The organism is Micromonospora echinofusca (genome assembly GCF_017614955.1).
GTDB classification, from domain to species: Bacteria; Actinomycetota; Actinomycetes; order Mycobacteriales; family Micromonosporaceae; genus Micromonospora; species Micromonospora echinofusca_A.
Map to the genome: position 1 here is coordinate 28,467 of NZ_WVUH01000002.1, position 19,442 is coordinate 47,908.

At 70.8% G+C, this 19,442-nt stretch carries 18 protein-coding genes and 1 pseudogene; 6 read left to right on the plus strand and 13 right to left on the minus strand.

The genetic code is table 11. The annotated features are described in order from the left end of the window. Positions 1-9: 9 nt before the first annotated feature. The gene (locus GSF22_RS00540) at positions 10-675 is read right to left on the minus strand and encodes a GNAT family N-acetyltransferase (protein ID WP_208810589.1); all 666 of its coding nucleotides are present in this window, start codon (positions 673-675) and stop codon (positions 10-12) included. Positions 676-931: 256 nt separating this feature from the next. Between GSF22_RS00540 and GSF22_RS00545 the strand changes: the two genes are divergently transcribed. Both GSF22_RS00545 and GSF22_RS00550 read left to right on the plus strand, forming a co-directional pair. After that, positions 932-2,251 carry an aminotransferase-like domain-containing protein gene (locus GSF22_RS00545; protein WP_208810590.1) on the plus strand — a complete coding sequence of 440 codons (1,320 nt, stop codon included), beginning with the start codon at positions 932-934 and terminating at the stop codon, positions 2,249-2,251. An 8-nt stretch (positions 2,252-2,259) separates the two neighbouring features. Beyond that, positions 2,260-3,249: a D-alanine--D-alanine ligase family protein gene (locus GSF22_RS00550; protein ID WP_208810591.1), complete on the plus strand. Its 990-nt coding sequence runs from the start codon at positions 2,260-2,262 to the stop codon at positions 3,247-3,249. Between the two features lie 88 nt (positions 3,250-3,337). On the opposite strand, the gene GSF22_RS00555 is transcribed toward GSF22_RS00550, so the two are convergent. The 4 genes and pseudogenes from GSF22_RS00555 to GSF22_RS00570 form a co-directional block, all read right to left on the minus strand. Next, positions 3,338-4,264: an oxidoreductase gene (locus GSF22_RS00555; protein WP_208810592.1), complete on the minus strand. Its 927-nt coding sequence runs from the start codon at positions 4,262-4,264 to the stop codon at positions 3,338-3,340. Between the two features lie 76 nt (positions 4,265-4,340). Next, positions 4,341-5,024, minus strand: a pseudogene (locus tag GSF22_RS00560) (hypothetical protein); the annotation flags it as partial. Positions 5,025-5,359: 335 nt separating this feature from the next. Then, positions 5,360-5,578, minus strand: a complete 219-nt coding sequence (locus GSF22_RS00565) for a DUF397 domain-containing protein (protein ID WP_208810593.1) — start codon at positions 5,576-5,578, stop codon at positions 5,360-5,362. Then, a complete protein-coding gene (locus GSF22_RS00570; protein ID WP_244365652.1) occupies positions 5,569-6,378 on the minus strand; it encodes a helix-turn-helix domain-containing protein in 810 nt (269 codons plus the stop codon). The genes GSF22_RS00565 and GSF22_RS00570 overlap by 10 nt, the downstream gene beginning before the upstream one ends. A gap of 580 nt (positions 6,379-6,958) precedes the next feature. Between GSF22_RS00570 and GSF22_RS00575 the strand changes: the two genes are divergently transcribed. Then, positions 6,959-7,258, plus strand: a complete 300-nt coding sequence (locus GSF22_RS00575; RefSeq protein ID WP_307803657.1) for a hypothetical protein — start codon at positions 6,959-6,961, stop codon at positions 7,256-7,258. 178 nt (positions 7,259-7,436) lie between these two features. On the opposite strand, the gene GSF22_RS00580 is transcribed toward GSF22_RS00575, so the two are convergent. From GSF22_RS00580 to rpmH, 8 genes are all read right to left on the minus strand, one after another. Beyond that, on the minus strand, positions 7,437-8,489 hold the full coding sequence (locus tag GSF22_RS00580) for a ParB/RepB/Spo0J family partition protein (protein WP_208810594.1): 1,053 nt from the start codon (positions 8,487-8,489) through the stop codon (positions 7,437-7,439). 27 nt (positions 8,490-8,516) lie between these two features. Then, on the minus strand, positions 8,517-9,734 hold the full coding sequence (locus GSF22_RS00585; RefSeq protein WP_439957722.1) for a ParA family protein: 1,218 nt from the start codon (positions 9,732-9,734) through the stop codon (positions 8,517-8,519). Between the two features lie 540 nt (positions 9,735-10,274). Beyond that, positions 10,275-11,120: a 16S rRNA (guanine(527)-N(7))-methyltransferase RsmG gene (gene rsmG, locus GSF22_RS00590; protein WP_244365677.1), complete on the minus strand. Its 846-nt coding sequence runs from the start codon at positions 11,118-11,120 to the stop codon at positions 10,275-10,277. Between the two features lie 4 nt (positions 11,121-11,124). Next, entirely contained in the window at positions 11,125-11,718 is a 594-nt protein-coding gene (locus tag GSF22_RS00595; protein ID WP_208810596.1) for a R3H domain-containing nucleic acid-binding protein, read from the minus strand. Positions 11,719-11,934: 216 nt separating this feature from the next. Further along, positions 11,935-12,930 carry a membrane protein insertase YidC gene (yidC, locus tag GSF22_RS00600; RefSeq protein WP_208810597.1) on the minus strand — a complete coding sequence of 332 codons (996 nt, stop codon included), beginning with the start codon at positions 12,928-12,930 and terminating at the stop codon, positions 11,935-11,937. Beyond that, positions 12,927-13,172: a membrane protein insertion efficiency factor YidD gene (gene yidD, locus GSF22_RS00605; RefSeq protein WP_439957723.1), complete on the minus strand. Its 246-nt coding sequence runs from the start codon at positions 13,170-13,172 to the stop codon at positions 12,927-12,929. The genes yidC and yidD overlap by 4 nt, the downstream gene beginning before the upstream one ends. Positions 13,173-13,216: 44 nt before the next feature. Then, a complete protein-coding gene (gene rnpA / locus GSF22_RS00610; protein ID WP_208810599.1) occupies positions 13,217-13,642 on the minus strand; it encodes a ribonuclease P protein component in 426 nt (141 codons plus the stop codon). Between the two features lie 37 nt (positions 13,643-13,679). Then, a complete protein-coding gene (rpmH, locus tag GSF22_RS00615; RefSeq protein ID WP_208810600.1) occupies positions 13,680-13,817 on the minus strand; it encodes a 50S ribosomal protein L34 in 138 nt (45 codons plus the stop codon). Positions 13,818-14,449: 632 nt separating this feature from the next. On the opposite strand from rpmH, the gene dnaA reads away from it, so the two are divergent. The 3 genes from dnaA to gnd all read left to right on the plus strand — a co-directional run bounded on the left by dnaA (position 14,450) and on the right by gnd (position 19,442). Beyond that, positions 14,450-16,558 carry a chromosomal replication initiator protein DnaA gene (dnaA, locus tag GSF22_RS00620; protein WP_244365658.1) on the plus strand — a complete coding sequence of 703 codons (2,109 nt, stop codon included), beginning with the start codon at positions 14,450-14,452 and terminating at the stop codon, positions 16,556-16,558. A gap of 842 nt (positions 16,559-17,400) precedes the next feature. Beyond that, complete coding sequence (gene dnaN / locus GSF22_RS00625; protein ID WP_208810602.1) at positions 17,401-18,534, plus strand: DNA polymerase III subunit beta; 1,134 nt, start codon at positions 17,401-17,403, stop codon at positions 18,532-18,534. A gap of 35 nt (positions 18,535-18,569) precedes the next feature. After that, positions 18,570-19,442, plus strand: coding sequence for a phosphogluconate dehydrogenase (NAD(+)-dependent, decarboxylating) (gnd, locus tag GSF22_RS00630; protein ID WP_208810603.1), 873 nt, complete (start codon positions 18,570-18,572; stop codon positions 19,440-19,442).

Sequence of the window (19,442 nt, forward strand, 5' to 3'; positions counted from 1 at the left end):
ACCGGGCAGTCAGCTACCGGACACCGAGCTGGTGGCGGGGCGTACCGGGCGGAGCAGCGTCTCCGGGCTCATCGAGCCGAGCAGCTTCTCCAACGCGTACTCGACGTCGGACTTCCAGGACAGTGCGGTCCGCAGTTCCAGGCGCAGCCGGGGGTACCGGGGATGCGGACGGACGGTCTTGAACCCGACGGAGAGGAAGAAGTCGGCCGGGGCGACGCAACCACCGCCGCCAGGCTCGTCGGCGTCCCCGAACTTCGCGTCCCCGAACGCCTCGATCGCCTTGATGCCACGCTTGGTGAGATCCCGGGCGACCCCCTGGACCAGCATCCGGCCCAGTCCACCACCGGCGAACGCGGCGACCACGTGTGCGGTCATCAGCAGGGCGGCATCGGCGGAGACCGGCGAGGTGGGAAAGGCCATCGAGCGGGGTACGTAGGCCGGCGGCGCGAACATGACGAACCCGGCGGGCATCCCGTCGACGTACACGAGCTTGCCGCAGGAACCCCACTCCAGGAGCGTCTGGGACACCCAGGCCTCCTTCTCCAGCCCCGGGTCGCCGGCTGCGCAGGCCCGTTCTGCAGAGACCGGGTCGAGTTCCCAGTAGACGCAGCTGCGGCAGGGACGCGGCAGGTCCTCCAGGGTGTCGAGGGTCAGGCTGACCAGACGTCGCGACATGGCGCATCCCCACAGATAGGCTCGACGGTGCCGGGCACCGTGAATGTGTGCAGTGGCGGTGCGGACACCCCCGGGACTTCGCCGCCGCCCGTATACCCCCGACGTGCGATCGTACGCCGCCCCGCGACACGACGGGAGGAGTACGCCCGATCCGGCCGGTCGGCTGCCCGCCATGTGGACCCGGCTCACATACCTCGACACGCCGTGGCCTGGGCGGACTACGATCGACCAACGGACACGCGATCGAGGTGATGTCATGACCGGCACGACGCTCGACGACTACACCGACCGGTACGCCCGCCGGGTGCGCGGGATGACCGCCTCGGAGATCCGGGCACTCTTCGCGGTGGCGAGCCGGCCGGAGGTGGTCTCACTCGCCGGTGGCGCACCGTACATCGCCGCGCTCCCGCTCGACGCGGTCGGTGAGATGCTCGGGCGGCTCGCCGCCGACCACGGCCACACCACCCTCCAGTACGGCATCGGCCAGGGCACCCTGGAGCTGCGCGAGCGGATCTGCGAGGTGATGTCGCTCTCCGGCATCGACGTCGGCTGCGGCGCCTCGCCGGAGGACGTGGTGGTGACCGTCGGTGGGCAGCAGGCGCTCGACCTGGTCGCCCGGCTCTTCCTGGATCCCGGTGACGTGGTGTTCGCCGAGGGGCCGACCTACGTCGGCGCGCTCGGTGTGCTCCAGGCCGCCCAGGCGCAGGTCGTGCACGTACCGATGGACGCCGAAGGGCTGATCCCGGAGGCGCTGGAGGCGGCCATCGCGGACGCCGCGCGGGCCGGCCGGCGGGTGAAGTTCCTCTACACGATCCCCACCTACCAGAACCCGACCGGGGTGACCCTGACCGAGGAGCGGCGGGAACGGGTGCTGGACATCTGCGAGCGGGCCGGGCTGCTGGTGGTCGAGGACGACCCGTACGGTCAGCTCGGTTTCGCCGGGGACGCCCCGGCCCCGCTGCGGGCCCGCCGCCGGGACGGGGTCTTCTACCTCAGCACCTTCTCCAAGACGTTCGCACCCGGCCTGCGGGTCGGCTGGATCCTCGCGCCGCACGCGGTACGCGACAAGCTGGTGATCGCCAGCGAGGCGCAGATCCTCTGCCCGAGCGCGTACGCCCAGGCGGCGGTGACCACCTACCTGAGCACGATGCCGTGGCGGGAGCAGCTCAAGGTGTACCGGGAGGTGTACCGGGAACGCCGGGACGCGATGCTGGACGCGCTGGGCGACCTGATGCCGGAGGGCACCACCTGGACCGAGCCGGACGGTGGGCTCTTCGTCTGGGCGACCCTGCCGGACGGGCTGGACTCCAAGGCGATGATGCCGAGGGCGATCGCCGCCCGGGTGGCGTACGTGCCGGGGACGGGTTTCTACGCCAACGGCTCGGGCGCCGGGAACATCCGGCTCAACTTCTCGTTCCCGCCCCCGGAGCGGATCCGGGAGGGTGTGCGCCGGTTGGCCGGGGTGATGGAGCAGGAGATCGCCATGCGTCGGGTCTTCGGCCCCGTCGCGGGGCAGGCCGCCGGGCGCCGCCGTGGGCAGGCCGCCGCGGATGTGCCCGGTCCCGACTTGGCATGATCTCCCGCATGGGTACGTCCGCTGCCGGCACTGCCGGGCACTCCGATCCCCGCGTTCTCGTCCTGGCCGGCGGGCTCTCGTACGAGCGCGACGTGTCGCTGCGGTCCGGCCGTCGGGTGCTCGACGCGCTACGGTCGGTCGGCATCGAGGCGGAGATCCGGGACGCCGACGTGACCCTGCTCCCGGCGGTCCAGGCCGATCCGCCGGACGCCGCGGTGATCGCGCTGCACGGCGCGACCGGGGAGGACGGCTCGCTGCGCGGCGTACTCGACCTGTGCGGGGTGCCGTACGTCGGCTGTGACGCCCGGGCCGCCCGGGTGGCCTGGGACAAGCCGTCCGCGAAGGCGGTGCTGCGCGAGGTCGGCATCCCCACCCCGGACTGGGTGGCCCTGCCGCACGACCGGTTCTCCGAGCTGGGCGCGGTGGCGGTGCTGGACCGGATCGTCGACCGGCTCGGCCTGCCGCTGATGGTGAAGCCGGCGCAGGGCGGATCCGGCCTGGGGGCGGCGGTGGTCCGGGAGGCCTCCGCGCTGCCGGCGGCCATGGTGGGCTGCTTCGCGTACGGTTCGACGGCGCTGGTGGAGCGGTACGTCTCCGGCATGGACGTGGCCGTCTCCGTGGTGGACCTGGGTGAGGGTCCGCAGGCGCTGCCGGCGGTGGAGATCGTGCCCCGCAACGGCGTCTACGACTACGCCGCCCGTTACACGGCCGGTCTGACCACCTGGCACTCCCCGGCCCGGCTCGCTCCGGAGGTGGCGGCGGAGGTGGCCCGGGTGGCGCTGGCCGCGCACACCGCACTGGGGCTGCGTGACCTGTCCCGGGTGGATCTGATCGTGGACGCCGCCGGTCGGCCGCACGTGCTGGAGGTCAACGTCTCCCCGGGGATGACCGAGACCTCGCTGCTGCCGCTCGCGGTGCAGGCCGCCGGGCTGGACCTGGGTCGGGTGCTCGGTGCGATGGTCCGGCGGGCCGCCGCCCGGCCGACCACCACCGCCTGACGGCACACCCTTCCGGCCGCTGCGGGCAGCACTCTGCGCCGGCCGCTGCCGGGCGGCACGCCCCTCCGACCAGCGCTGGCGGCGGGCGTCACTCTGCTCCGGGAGCCTGGTGGATCGTCTCCAGGCGGGCCAACTCCTCGTCGGAGAGCCGGAGCGCACCGGCAGCCATGTTCTCGACCAGGTGGTCCGGGTTGCCGGTACCCGGAATGACGAGCACATTGGGGCCCCGGTTCAGCGCCCACGCCAACCTGACCTGTGCGGCTGTCACACCGTGGGCGGCGGCAACGGCACGTACCTCGTCGTGCTCGGCGTCGACCACGCCCGCCTCCCGCCCGGTGGTGGCGATGGAGAAGAACGGTACGAAGGCAATGCCCTGTTCGGCACAGGTCCGCAGCAGCGGGTCGTACCGGCGGCGGTAGCCGAGTCCGTACGGGTTCTGCACGGCGACCACCGGGGCGACAGCCTGCGCCTCGGCGAGCTGCCAGGGCTGGACGTTGGAGACGCCGAGGTGACGGATCAGCCCGGCGTCGCGCAGTTCGGCCAGGGCACCGAACAGTTCGGCGATCGGCTTCCGGCCGTGTATCCGGAGGTTCACCAGGTCGAGGTGGTCCCGGCCGAGCTGCCGGAGGTTCTCCTCGACCTGGCCACGTAGCTGCGCCGGGGTGGCCAGCGGCAGCCAGGCCCCGGACGGGTCCCGGCCCGGCCCGACCTTGGTGGCGATCACCAGGTCGTCCGGGTACGGCGCGAGCGCCCGGTTGATCAGCTCGTTGGCCGAGCGCAGCGGGGAGAAGTAGAAGGCGGCGGTGTCGATGTGGTTGACGCCGGACCCGACCGCCTGACGTAGCACCCGGATCGCCCGGTCCCGGTCGCTCGGGCTGCCGTCGGCGTTCGCGGTGAGCCGCATGGCACCGAACCCGAGCCGGTTGACGGTGCGGTCGCCGAGCTGCCAGGTACCTGCCGATGCCGCTTGTCGGCCTGCTCCGAGCCCACCGGCGGCGGGCGCCCCGAAAGTCATCGCCGGAGTGTGTCACGGGGTGGAGCCGGCTGCTGCCCCGTTGCCGGTGCGCCGGCTACGCCTCCCGGTCGTCCCGGGCCGGGGGCTTCTCCTCCGCAGTGATCGAGACCGGATCGCCGTCGCCGTAGGCCGCTGCCGCGGTCGGCTCCGCCTCTCCGCCCTCCGTGAAGCTGGCCGGGGCCTGCCAGTGGATCCGGGGCGGTTCGGCCAGCGGCCGGCCCTCGAAGTCGGCGAGCCAGGCAGCCACCATGGCAAGGTTCTCCCGCCACTGTTCCTCGGAGATCGGCGGCAGGATCGCGTCCCAGAGCGACAGGAACGTCCCGCGTAGCTGAAGCTGCCCGTACGGCCGGGCGAGGAACCACAGGTGCAGATGCGCGGAGCCGTCACCCCAACGGTTCACGTGTACCCGGGCGACCCCGTCCAGGGACCGGATCGCCCGTTCCAGTCGTACCGTCATCACGCCGAGTTCCGCGGCGAGCAGGTTGGGCAGGTCGCCGAGGTCGAGGTGGGACCGGGTCTCCAGGATGAGCACCATCGGCAGGCCGGTCGGTCGGTCCATGGCCCGCACCCGCCAACGCTCACCCACCCAGATGTACGCGTCGTCCGGGGAGGTGCAGGCGGTGCACTCGCGGGAGCCCTCGCCCTTCCGGAGCGGCTCGACCTCCACCGGGTCGTCGAGCTGACGGACCCGGAAGTTGCCCTCGAACGGGAACGAGGGCCAGTTGGTGAATTCGGGGACAGCGGGAGGGGTGTGCGGCACGACGCTGACCCTAGCCCTTTCGGGAGCGCCTGTCCCTACCCGATTCACCCTGCCACCGGTCGGCTACCGACGAGTTATCCACAGGCCGGTTGGGGACAGCGCGGCGCGTCAGCCCTCGCTTCCACGCAGTAATCCACAGGCTCCGAGGGACTTCTACGCGCTGTTTCACGTGAAACGGGGGGTGCCTGTGGATAACTCCTGTGGATAAAAGTGACCCCTGCGCCGGCCTCCCTGTGGAGAACGGCGGCAGCATCGTCGCAGTCGTCTGTGGCGTACCCGGATAGAGCAACGACGCCCCCGGCCGGATCGTCACGGGGGCGTCGCCATCGATCTGCTCAGTTTTCCGGAGCGCTCCCCGCGCGGGGGCCGCGCGGCCCGACGGTGGCCACGAACCCCCGCCAGGCCGCCGGGCTGAAGGTCAGCACCGGCCCCTGCCGGTCCTTGCTGTCCCGCACCGCCACGACCCCGGGGAGGTTGTCCGCCACCTCCACACAGGAGTTGCCACCGTTGTCGCTCCGGGTGGACTTGCGCCACCGGGCACCGCTCAGCTCCATCGCTCCTCCGCCACCTTCGCTATCAGCTCGGCGGACTGACGCCGGGACAGTGCCTCCCCGCGCACCGCCTCCCATCGCCGGTTCAGGTTAGCAACGTCCTCAGGGCGGTCGATGACCTGACCGTGCAGCGGGGTGTCCAGATGGACCACCCGGGTGCCGTCCTCGTAGCAGCCGAGCACGAACGGCCCGGCCAGTCCCGGGTACTCGCCCACGTCGGCGGGGACCACGTGGATCTGGATGTGCGGCCGCCGGCCCAGCTCCACCAGGTGCGCCAACTGCGCCCGCATCACCGCCCGGCCGCCCACCGGCCGGTGCAGGATCTGCTCGTCGAGCACCGCCACGAACTGCGGCGGCCGGTCCCGGGTGAGCACCGCCTGCCGCTGCAACCGGGAGGTGACCAGCCGCTCGGCCCGGTCCTCGGGGAGCAGACCGCCGGTGGCCAGCACCGCACGGGCGTAGTCCTCGGTCTGGAGCAGGCCGGGTAGCACCGACACCTCAAAGGACCAGAGCGCGGCCACCTCCTGCTCGACCGCCATCCACTCCCGGAACCACGGTGGCGCGGACTCGATGTGCACCAGGGCCTGCAACCGGACCAGCAGGCCGTCCGTGTCGAGCACGTCGTCGGCCCGGGTCATGAAGTCGAGACCCGGGGTACGCCGGGCCTGCTCGATCATCGAGACCAGGGACTGGGAGTAGTTGATCCGCTGGGCCAGGTCCTCCTGGGAGAGCCCGGCGGCGGTACGCGCACGGCGCAGCTCGACGGCGAGGAACTCCAGGGTCGACATCCGGGGGCCGGCCATCACACCTCCATGACGTCCGGCGCACCCGTCGACCACCGGGACGAGGGGAACGGACACGACGGACCGGGTAGCTGGGTCAGTGGCTCCGACCGTAGTGGGCGGATCAGCACACTGTGAGCGACACGCCAGCCCGTCGCCCGTACCGCGACCAGCGGTCCCGGCTCTCTGAGGAGGAGACCCGTGCCCCCGTACTCCGGTCACTACGAACCCATCCCGGCACCCCGTACCCCGCGCACTGCCGCTGCCGTACCGTCCTCGGACCACCGGCCAACATCCGACCCGGGCGACTCCGCCCCTCCCGGCGATCCGACTTCCCCGGACTGGCCGGTCCCCTCGGACGGGCCGTCGTCCCCGCCCGGTGTGCCGTCCCCGGACGGGTCGGCTTGCGCATGAAGGCCGGTCCGGTCCCGATCGAGCCACGCCACCGTCGGCTCTGGCAGCGGTGGGGACGTTGGTGCTCGTGCGGCCTCCACTGGCCCTGTCCCGACCGGGACCGGTCCACGCCTGATCGGGGCTGCTTCCTCCGCACCCGGCCCGTGCCGGATCACGACCGGTCGTCGCTGGAGCGGAGGCGGGCACCGTGGAGACGCTGACACCGGCGCTGCCGGCCCGGGTGGACGGCCACCTCCCACTGCGCCCGATCTGGCTCTGCCGCTCGTGTCAGGATCCCTGGCCCTGCGCTGCGGCCCGGCTCACCCTGCGCTGCGAGTACAGCCGGGATCGGGTGGGGCTGGCCGTCCTGATGGCAACGCAGCTACTCGACGCCCTGCCGGAGCTGGCCACACTCATTCCCGACCTGGACCCGAGGGCCGCGTTCGAGCGGTTCCTCGGTTGGACTCCGCCACATCCCCTGGCCGGGGCGAGCACCGGTTTCACGTGAAACGCACCCAGCCAGGACGGGCTCAGCGAAACAAGCGACGGTTCCGGTCCCGTGTCCGGACGCCTGGCTGCTGCGGTTCACCCACCGGGAAACGCCGCTGGCCGCGTACCCCTTCTCGGGGTGCGCGGCCAGCGGCGGTGTCTTCCGGCGACCGGGGCACGGCCTCCGGGAAGCCCGGTCAGTCCTCCTCGGGGTCGGACTGCTCGACACCGATGATGCCGACGATCCGCTCCAGGTCGTCCACCGTGGCGAACTCGATGGTGATCTTCCCCTTACTGCGCCCGATGTCCACCTTCACGCGGGTGTCGAAGCGGTCCGAGAGCCGGTCCGCCAGGTCGGTGAGCGCGGGGGCATGCGGCTTGGCGCGCCGCTTCACCGGAGCCTTCGCCGGCCCCTCGGCAAGCGCCAGTTGGACGATCTCCTCGGTGGCCCGCACCGAGAGCCCTTCGGCGACGATCCGGTGGGCGAGCTGCTCCTGCGCCTCCGGCTCGTCCAGGCTGAGTAGCGCCCGCGCATGCCCGGCAGAGAGTACGCCCGCAGCGACCCGCCGCTGGACCTGAGCCGGCAGGTTGAGCAGCCGGATGGTGTTGGAGATCTGTGGGCGGCTCCGACCGATCCGCCGGGCCAGTTCCTCGTGCGTGGCACCGAACTCCTCCAGCAACTGCTGGTAGGCGGCGGCTTCTTCCAGCGGGTTCAGGTTGGCCCGGTGGATGTTCTCCAGCAGGGCGTCCCGGAGCATCGCGTCGTCCCGGGTGTCCCGCACGATGGCCGGGATCGACTCCCGGCCGACCGCCTGGGCGGCGCGCCAGCGCCGCTCACCCATGACCAGCTCGTACTGCTCGTTCTCAAGCTGACGTACGACGATCGGCTGGAGGAAGCCGACCTCCTCGATGGAGGTCTTCAGCTCCTCCAGTGCCTCCTCGTCGAAGACCTGCCGGGGCTGCTTCGGGTTCGGCACGATCGCGTCGACCGGAATCTCGGCGAACCGTGCTCCGGGCACCGGCGCGAGCTGCGGACCGGGGTCGACGGTCGGAGGCTGTTCCACCGGCTGGGGTGCCGTCGGAACCGGAGCCGAACCGTTGGTCGTGCTATCCGGGGCGGCCTCCACCGACTCGACCGGGACCGGTTCGACAGGCGCCTCGGCGATGGCGACCGCGGACGACTGGGTCGGCCCGGTGGGGATCAGTGCCCCTAGCCCTCTACCCAGCCCGCCCCGTGGACGGTTCTTCATGCCACGCCTCCCAGCGACTTGTCCCCACTACGCATTCCGGCCGACCGGTTCCTTCACGCCACGCTCCGCGATCTCCTGCGCAGCCTCGAAGTAACTCGTCGCACCCCGTGAACCGGGATCGTAGGTCATCACCGACTGGCCATAGCTCGGCGCCTCCGAGACCCGTACGTTCCGGGGAATCACCGCCTGGAGGACCTTGTCACCGAAGTGGTTGCGGACATCCTGCTCCACGGCGTCGGCCAGCCGGGTACGGCGGTCGTACATGGTCAGCAGGATCGTGGACACGTCAAGATTCGGGTTGAGGTGCTGCCGTACCAGGTTGATGTTCTGGATGAGCTGGTTCAGGCCCTCCAGCGCGTAGTACTCGCACTGGATCGGGATCAGCACCTCCTGCGCGGCGACGAGCGCGTTGACCGTCAGCAGGCCCAAGGAGGGCGGGCAGTCGATGAAGACGTAGTCGAACTGCCCCGGATAGGCGGCGATCGCCCTGGACAGTCGTGACTCCCGGGCCACCACCGAGACCAGCTCGATCTCGGCGCCGGCCAGGTCAATGGTCGCGGGTACGCACCACAGGTTGGGGATGCCCTCGACATTCTGGGCGACCTCGGCCAGCGGCACGCTGTTGATGAGGCAGTCGTAGACGTCGGGTACACCACTGTGGTGCGGGACGTTCAACCCGGTCGAGGCATTGCCCTGCGGGTCGAGATCGATCACCAGTACCCGGTTGCCGTGCAGAGCCAGCGCCACGGCCAGGTTCACCGTGGTCGTGGTCTTGCCGACACCGCCCTTCTGGTTTGCGACGCACATGACCCGGGTCCGTTCGGGTCGAGGCATGGTCACCTCGCCACTCGGGTTCAGGATCTGCACGGCGCGCATCGCCTCCATAGCCAACGGTGGGTCATCCTCTTCGCGCGTCGGGGTTTCACGTGAAACGTACGCGGCCGGCACGGATTCCGGGGGGACCGCTCCGGCGTACGGGGTGGGCGTGTCGACCTGCGCCGCCCAGTACGGGGAGAGTTCCTCCCCGGGGGGTTGCTCCCCGATCGGCCCGGCGGAGAGGTACTCCACCGACGTCGGGGGTGCGGGCTCCGGTTGCGGTGCCGACGGCTGCTGCGGCGGACGGGCCCGGCCCGCTGCCGACCAGCCGTCGGACGCCGTTTCACGTGAAACGCCGCTACCCGGTGCGGAGGGGAAGCTCCGGGGCCGGGTCATTCCTGACTCGTCATTCCTACCGTCGTCCTGCACCCTGTCATCCCTGCCCGCTTCGGATGGTCGGCCGGATCGGCGGAGATGTCGGGGCCGTCGCCACCTGACACGGTCCGATCCACATTATCGACGCGCAGTCAGCCTACGGCGGGAAGGTGGATCAGGTCCACGGCGGTAGGGCACGTGAGTCGAGGCGCACCCTGCCGGGAGGAATCGGATCCGTCATGAGTCATCATCTGCGGAGTGCACTGTTGAGGGGTTGGAGCAGGCAGCACGAGCGCCGGCAGGAGCCGACCCGGATCGGACAGCGCCGCTGTCGACGGCGAGCCGACCCGGATCGGGCAGTGCCACAACCGGGGGAAGAGCCGACCCGGAGCAGGCAGTGCCATCCGGGATCAGCCCGGCCGCCCCGACACCGGTCATCCTCGTCCGGTCGGACGGACCCCAACCGGACCGTCGGGCGGCGTCCCCACCGCCCGCACGCCCGGCAACCGTTCCCCGCCCGCCGGTCCGATCTCGGGGGAGAACGGCGGACCCCACGGCTGGGGCGGGTACGAGCAGCCGACACCCGTCGGCGACTCATCCCCGCCGGGGCCGCCGCCCGTTCCCGGTCGACGAACTGGCCCGTCGGGCCGACCTCGACGGCTTCACCGGACGGACACCTGGCGGGTGCACGATCCGCTCCCGCACGATCTCGACCACCGTGGTCGGCGGGTCGATGATCCCGACGCCACACTGGTGCACACCGGGTTCGCCGCCCCCGAGCCGTTCCACCGCTGCGGCGTGCTCGGCGATCTCCTCCGCTGCCGACATCCCCTTCAGCGCCACCAGTCGACCGCCACGCCCCACCAGGGGCAGGCACCAGCCGGCAAGCCGGTCGAGCGGCGCGACCGCCCGGGCCGTGACGATGTCACCGACGAGCACCCCGGCACCGGTGGTACCCGCCGCCACCTCGTCGGCCCGACCCCGGACCACCCGGACCGACCGGGCCAGGCCGAGGCCCTGCACCGCCTCGACCAGGAAGGACGTACGCCGGGCCAGCGGTTCGATCAGCGCCACGGTGAGATCCGGGCGGGCGATCGCCAGGACCAGACCGGGCAGTCCGGCCCCGGACCCGACGTCCAGCACCGTCGCCCCGGTCGGGATCCGCTCGGCGACAGCGGCGCAGTTGAGCAGGTGCCGGGACCAGATCCGGGGTGCCTCCCGGGGCCCGATCAGGCCACGTACCACGCCCTCGGTCGCGAGCAGTTCGGCATAGGCGGCCGCCAGGTCGAGCCGGTCACCGAAGAGCAACCGGGCGGCACCGGCCAGCTCCGGTGGCAGGGTCACGTCACTGGCGGTGGGCGGCTCGTCCACAGCGGACGGCCCGGGTGGCGTGCCACCCGGGCCGGTCACGGCGTCAGCCGCACTGTCGTCCGTCATCAGGTCGTCAGTCCGAGGCGGGGCGGACGACGATACGCCGGCTGGGCTCGACGCCCTCGGACTCGCTCTCCACCCCGGCCATCGCGTTCACCACGTCGTGTACGCACTTGCGCTCGAATGCGGACATCGGCTCCAACCGGACTGGCTCGCCGTACTCCTTGACCTTCTCCACGGCGTTCTTGGCGACGGCGGCGAGTTCCTTGCGGCGGTTCGCCCGGTAGCCGCCGACGTCCAGCAGCAGCCGGCTCGGCGCCCCGGTCTGCCGGAAGACCGCCAGGCGGGCCAGCTCCTGCAACGCCTCCAGGGTGGCACCACGCTGACCGACGAGGGCCTGGAGCCGGCCGCCGACGACCTCCACCACCGGCCGGCCGCCGGAGACCAGCTCGTCGATGTCCCCGTCGTAGTCGAGGATGTCGAGCAGCCCTTCGATGTAGTCCGCCGCGATCTCGCTCTGCCGGAACAGGTCGGTGTCAGCCGGTGCCTTGCGGGCTGCCGCCGTCTCCTCGGCCACGTCCTCGGTGTCGTCGGTCTCCTGATCGGCGATCGGATCCGCCGCCGTCTTCAGGGAGTCCTCGGTGCGCGGGATGCTGGTGTCGGTCACGGTTCATCTCCGTACTCGTTCGGCCGGACCGTCGGTCCGTTGATCTCCCGTGACCGGGGAACTCCGCCGGTCACGGGCACGTCTGTACGGGCAGTGTCGCCCGCGACCGCGCTGGTACGCGGCAAAATCCACTTCCGGCGCCGGCGCACCTGGCGGCTGCACGGGCGTGGATTCGGTGCGGTTGCCGGCGGCGGGACCGCCGGCAACCGGTCAAGCTCAGCCCTGGCGCTTCGCCGGGCGGTTCTTCTTCGGGTTGGCCGGCTTGGCACCGGGCTTCGGCGCCAACGCCTTGTTGACCGGCTTCGCCGGAACCACCGACTGGGCCTCCGCCTTGCCCCGGCCGAAGAGACCACCGGACTTGGCCGGCTGCACCGGGTTACGGGATGCGCCCGGCTTGGCGGTGCCGGTGTTCGTCACCAGCGGCGGGAACTTCCGCAGCACCCACTGCTGCTGGCCGAGGGTGAACAGATTGTTGGTGACCCAGTAGATGATCACACCGATCGGGAAGATCGCGCCCGAGACCAGCAGGGAGAGCGGGATGCCGTAGAGCATCAGGCGCTGGATCATCCGCTGCTGCGGGTCCTCGGCCCAGCCGGTCTTGAGGATCATCTGACGGCTGGTCAGGTAGGTGGTCAGCATCATGACCAGAACCAGGACACCGGCGATGACCTTGACGGTGGTGCCGTTCGCGCCGAGCCGGGACAGTTCCTCCGCCGTCGAGCCGAACTTGCCGGCGATCGGGGCGGTGAAGAGCTTCGCCTGGGAGGCGCTGTTGAACTGGTCGACCGTCCAGCCGTAGAGGGTCTTGCCGGCCTCGCTCTTGTCCGGGTTCAGCCGGCGCAGCACGTGGAAGAGGCCGAGGAAGACCGGGATCTGGAGGAACATCGGAAGGCAGCCCATCAGCGGGTTGGCCTTTTCCTTCCGGTAGAGCTCCATCATCTCCTTCTGGAGCGTCTCCCGGTCGCCCTTGTGCTTCTCCTGCAGCTCCTTGACCTTGGGCTGGAGCGCCTGCATCGCCCGCTGGGACTTGATCTGCTTGACGAAGACCGGGAAGAGGATCACCCGGACGGTGACCACCAGGAAGATGATGGCCAGGATCCACGCCCAGTTGGTACCCACCACCGCGTCGTCCGGCACCCCGATGGCGTCCCAGGCCGAGTGCCAGAGCAGCAGGATCCACGAAATCGCATAGTAGATCCAGTCGAGACTCAATTCGGGGCTCCAGTCACGTCGGTACGGCGGGGACGGCCCGGCTCGGGCACCGGGTCATGCCCACCAGGGTGAAAGGGGTGGCAGCGCAGCAGCCGCCGGGCCGCCAGGACGGCTCCGCGGAGCGCGCCGTGCCGCGTGACCGCCTCCAGGGCGTACGCGCTGCACGACGGGTAGAACCGACAGCGGGCCGGCAGTGCCGGGCTTATCCACCGACGGTACGCGATGATGGGTCCTGCCAGCACCCGGGCACCGAGGGTGGCCGGGCGGGACGCCCCTGTCGCACCCGTCACCGGGGCCGCCGGCCCGATCCGCGCGGGGTCCGCGCAGCGGCCAGGGCGGCGTCGAGGTCGGTGCCGAGCCGGGCGTACGACGCTCCCGCCGCAGCGGGGAGTGCCCGGACCACCAGAGTGGCCCCGGTGGGCAGCGAGTCGAGCCGTTCCCGGACCAGGTGACGCAGCCGACGGCGGACCGTGTTACGCACCACGGCGTTGCCCACCGCCTTGGACACGACAAAGCCGGCACGGGCGGACCCGGAGGGATGCTCCGCGTCGATCGCCCGCGCCGGCTCTGCCGGAGAACTCACGTCAGGGGTACCGATGGAATCGGGGAGGTGCAGATGCACCACGACAGCGCCACGACCGGCACGCCGGCCGGCGCGGACCGCTGCGGCGAAGTCGACGCTGCGCCGCAGTCGCTGCGCGGCTGCCAGCACGACTGCCCACGTTCCCCGGATCGGGCCCCGTCGGCCGTCAGGCCGACAGGGTGACGCGACCCTTGGCGCGACGGCTCGACAGGATGGCGCGACCGGCCCGGGTGCGCATGCGCAGCCGGAAGCCGTGGGTCTTCGCGCGCCGGCGGTTGTTCGGCTGGTAGGTGCGCTTGCTCACGTCAGGCTCTCCGTCTTCCGTACGTCCCGGGCGCGGAAGGCGACCGGGATCGTGTGGTGGTCTGGCGTGGGCCACCAAACGGGTGACCCTTCTCGGTGCTGCCCGACGACGCATGGGCCTCGGCGATGCACGGGCGTCGACGATGCGGGATGCGACTGCGGACAGCAAGCACCCATCACCCTAGCAGAGGGCGTGAGAGCAGCCGCTCCAGCCTAGGCAGGGGGGCAATCATCGTCAAACCTCCCCGACCCCGGGCGCGGCGGACGATCCCGCCCCACCTGTCGGGGAAGGCGGCGTACCCGCTGGTCGGACCCGTGGCCCGGCCGGGCGAAGCGACGGTTTTGACGCATACCGAGAAGGCCGGTGACGCTCGCCGGTTGTAGGTGCGTGGAGAACGCTGTTACCGTGCGCGTTTGCGGTCCTCGTCCGGGGCCCGGCTGTCACCGGACCGGTCGTCACGGTGGCCCGGTGTCACTGTGGTCCGGTTATCGCGCCAGCGCAAGACCGGACAACGTGGTGAATCGTTCGGCACGGTGAACCCGCTTCGGCGCCCGTTCAGGCAGGGGCAGGTCTGACACGAGTCCGGCGGGCGGCCACAATCGGTCGATACACAGGCTGTGGATAACTTGTGGATGGTGATCGACCGACGGCTCGGTCAGGCGACGTTCAGCCTGGTCGGGCGCGGTGGCAGGCCCGGGACGGCGGCTGGGACAGCAGCGGCGGCCGGGAGCAGAGGCGAGGGGGGTGACACCAGGGTGGCCGGAACGATCGACCTCGCCGCGGTGTGGACGGCGACGACCGACGAACTCGCCGACGAGATCATTTCTGCCCAGCAGCGTGCCTACCTCCGGCTGACCCGGCTCCGGGCGATCGTCGAGGACACCGCCCTGCTCGCCGTACCCGACGCGTTCACCCGTGACGTCATCGAGTCGCGGCTGCGGCCGGCGATCACCGAGGCGCTGACCCGACGGCTCGGCCGGCCGATCCAGGTGGCGGTCACCGTACGGGTCGCCGAGGAGGGCCAGGCCCGCACCACGGGGACCGTCTACGGCGGTGAGGCGACCGGTTACCCGGCGGGCGGCTACGGCGGGTACGACGGACCGGGGGCCGGCCCGCCCACCTCGCCGGACCAGCCCCCGTTCGGACCGGGCGGCTACCCGGACGACCGTGACCTGGCCCGGGACCTCACCCACGAGCGGGACCGTGACCTCGCCCTGGAACGCGACCGCGAACTCGCCCGGGAACGTGACCGCAACCACGAGGACCTCAACCGGGATCTGGACCCGACCCGGGAGCGGGACGCCAACCGGGAACGTCCGGCGACCGGTACGACCGGACCGGGACCCGGTGGGTCCGACCCGCGCCTGTCGACGGAGACCGCGCTGCGACCCGGCCTGATCCCGGCCAGCCGGGACGGGCAGGAGGCACTCTTCTCCGCCCCCTACCTGGAACCCCGCCGCCCACCCGGGCAGGACCGACGGGGCCGGGACGACCGGGTCGGCGCCGGGTCACCGGTGTTGCCACCCCCGGACCCCCGGGCCTTCGAACCGCGGTACCGCGACGACGCCGGGGTGCTGCGCGACCAGCCCACCCTGCGGGGACTGGTCGGCGACAGCGGAACGGACAACGGGCCGGGACGCGGGCCGGCCCCCACCGAGCACCGACCCGGCGGCCGGGACGACCGGCGGCCCGCCATCGGCGTGGACACCGGGGGCAACCGGCTCAACCCGAAGTACATGTTCGAGACCTTCGTCATCGGCTCGTCCAACCGGTTCGCCCACGCGGCGAGCGTCGCGGTCGCCGAGTCGCCGGCCAAGGCGTACAACCCGCTCTTCATCTACGGTCACTCCGGGCTGGGCAAGACCCACCTGCTCCATGCCATCGGCCACTACGCCACGACCCTCGGTCATGCCCGCTCCGTGCGGTACGTGTCGACCGAGGAGTTCACCAACGACTTCATCAACTCGCTGCGCGACGACAAGACCAGTGCGTTCCAGCGCCGCTACCGCGACGTCGACATCCTGCTGATCGACGACATCCAGTTCCTGGAGAACCGCGAGCGGACCCAGGAGGAGTTCTTCCACACCTTCAACACGCTGCACAACGCCAACAAGCAGATCGTCATCACCTCGGACCGGTCGCCGAAGCAGCTCGCCACCCTGGAGGACCGGCTCCGGACCCGCTTCGAGTGGGGCCTGCTGGCCGACATCCAGCCACCGGACCTGGAGACCCGGATCGCGATCCTCCAGAAGAAGGCCGCCCAGGAGCGTCTGTACGCGCCACCGGACGTACTGGAGTTCATCGCTTCACGGGTGGCCAGCTCGATCCGCGAACTGGAGGGCGCCCTGATCCGGGTCACCGCGTTCGCCAGCCTGACCCGCTCCTCCGTCGAGTTGTCCCTCGCCGAGGAGGTGCTCCGGGACTTCATCCCGGACGGATCCGGGCCGGAGATCAACGCGGACCAGATCATGATCTCCACCGCGGACTACTTCGGGGTCAGCCTGGAGGACCTGCGGGGGCACTCCCGGTCCCGGGTACTGGTCAACGCCCGGCAGGTGGCGATGTACCTGTGCCGGGAACTGACCGATCTCTCCCTGCCCCGGATCGGGCAGGCGTTCGGTGGTCGGGACCACACCACGGTGATGCACGCCGACCGGAAGATCAGACAGCAGATGGCGGAGCGGCGGTCGCTCTACAACCAGATCGCCGAGCTGACCAACCGGATCAAGCAGAACGCCTGACGCGTCGCCGCGTACCCCCTGACCTGTCGCCCCGGAAGGTGGCCCGGCCGTCGAGCCGGGCCATCACTGTTTCCAGCCGCGCCCTGCGCCCACCGCGATCCGCCCGGCGCAGTTGCCACAGACGCCGGTTTCCGGCCGCGCCCTGCGTCCACACCTCTTCCGGCCGTTCCCGGTCCACCGCCTCCGGCACAGGTTCTCCACAGCGGGACGTACTTGTCCACACCGGCTGTGCGTCGAGCTGTGGACAACTGCTGGTGTCCCGTGACCCGGTAACCCACAACCTGTGGACAAGTCCTGGGGACAACCCTGTGGACGGGCTGACACCTTCGGCGCGTCGTCCACCGGTCCACGGTCCCCTGTGTACAGCCTGTTGAAGGTTCTGGGGACAAGTGGTCCGGAAGCCGATCCGGTTTTCCACAACACTGGGGAGAAAGTCGGTGGATAACCGGTGGATGAGCTGTGGACGACGGTGGAAAACCTGTGCATCCCGGAGCACCTGTGGAGAAGTGGAGGGGTTTTACCCCAGGTAATCCACAGCTAAACCACCGGTGGATAATCGCCTGACCTGCGAAAACGCGGGTTCTCCACAGTATGCACAGCACCTATGAAGACGATGGTTCTTATCTCTTCTAAGAAACAAAAACCAATCATCACCGTTGGGCTTTCTGTGGATCCCGCTCTCCGCACCGGCCGGGCCGGCAGCGGCAGCGGAATCGGAGGGGCCGGACGCACAGCCGATGGCCGAGCGCCCTAAGGTGCGAGGGTGACCTGCACGGTCGGGCGGGTCGGTAGGCAGCGGTCGGCATGAGAGAGTTGTCGCTGACGTCGACGCGGAGGCATGCATGAAGTTCCGAGTAGAGCGCGACGCGCTCGCCGATGCGGTGGCGTGGACCGCGAAGAGCCTGCCCAACCGGCCATCGGTACCGGTGCTCGCCGGGGTGATGCTGCGGGTGGCCGACGGCAGCCTCCAGGTTTCCGGCTTCGACTACGAGGTCTCCAGCCAGGTCACCGTCGAGGTGCAGGGGGACGCCGACGGCTCGGCCCTGGTCTCCGGTCGGCTGCTCGCCGAGATCACCAAGGCCCTGCCGGCCAAGCCGGTGGACATCGCTGCCGACGGCGCCCATCTGGAGCTGGTCTGCGGCAGCGCGCGGTTCACCCTGCCCACCATGCCGGTGGAGGACTACCCGAGCCTGCCGGAGATGCCGGCCAGCGCCGGGACGGTCGACGCGGCCGCGTTCGCCGCCGCAGTCGCCCAGGTCGCGGTAGCCGCCGGCCGTGACGAGACCCTGCCGATGATGACCGGGGTCCGTATCGAGCTGGTCGGGGACACCCTGGCGATGCTCGCCACCGACCGCTACCGGCTGGCGTTGCGGGAGATGCGCTGGAACCCGGAGGACCCGGACGTCAGCATCAACGCTCTGGTCCCGGCCCGGACGCTGAACGACACCGCCAAGACCCTCGGCCCGCTCGGCGGCGAGGTGACCATGGCGCTGGCCCAGGGCGGCGCCGGCGAGGGCATGATCGGCTTTGCCGGTGGTACCCGACGGACCACGAGCCGGCTGCTGGACGGCGCCAACTACCCGCCGGTGCGGTCGCTCTTCCCGGCCAGCCACAACGCCGAGGCCCGGGTGACGGTCTCCACCCTGGTCGAGGTGGTCAAGCGGGTGGCGCTGGTCGCCGAGCGCACCACCCCGGTGCTGCTGAGCTTCAGCTCCGACGGGCTCATCGTCGAGGCCGGCGGTACCGAGGAGGCCCGGGCGAGCGAGGGGATGGACGCCACCTTCAGCGGCGACCCGCTGACCATCGGTTTCAACCCGCAGTACCTGATCGACGGGCTGGCGAACCTCGGTGCGCCGACCGCGCTGCTGCACTTCGTCGACGCGTTCAAGCCTGCGGTGATCTCCCCCGCCGGTGAGGATGGCGAGGCCGTTCCGGGGTACCGCTATCTGATCATGCCGATCCGGGTAACCCGCTGATCGCGCTGGCCTGACACGTACCGGAGGGGATTGACATGCAGCTCGGCCTGGTAGGACTCGGCCGGATGGGCGGCAACATGCGGGAGCGGTTGCGTGCCGTCGGCCACGAGGTGGTGGGCTTCGACCAGAACCCGGAGGTGAGCGACGTCGCCAGCCTTGCCGAGCTGGCCGACAAGCTCGCCGCGCCGCGTGCGGTCTGGGTGATGGTGCCGGCCGGGGTCACCGACGCCACCATCGACTCCCTGGCCGAGGTGCTCGGCGACGGCGACATCATCATCGACGGCGGCAACTCGCGGTTCAGCGACGACGGCCCCCGGGCCGAGCGGCTCGCCACCCAGGGCATCGGCTACCTCGACGTGGGCGTCTCCGGTGGCGTCTGGGGCAAGCAGAACGGGTACGCCCTGATGGTCGGCGGCGCACAGGAGCACGTCGACCGGCTGATGCCGATCTTCGAGTCGCTGAAGCCGGAGGGCGAGTTCGGCTTCGTGCACGCCGGTCCGGTCGGTGCCGGCCACTACGCCAAGATGGTGCACAACGGCATCGAGTACGGCCTGATGCACGCCTACGCCGAAGGCTACGAGCTGCTGGCCAAGTCCGAGCTGGTCACCAACGTCCCCGGGGTGTTCAAGTCGTGGCGGGAGGGGACCGTCGTGCGGTCCTGGCTGCTCGACCTGCTCGACCGGGCACTCGACGAGGACCCGGAGCTGGCCACCCTGCGCGGGTACGCCGACGACACCGGTGAGGGCCGGTGGACCGTGGACGAGGCGGTCCGGCTCGCCGTGCCGATGAACGTGATCGCCGCCGCCCTCTTCGCCCGGTTCACCTCGCGTCAGGACGACTCCCCGGCGATGAAGGCAATCGCCGCGCTGCGCCAGCAGTTCGGCGGCCACGCCATCCACAAGCGCTGA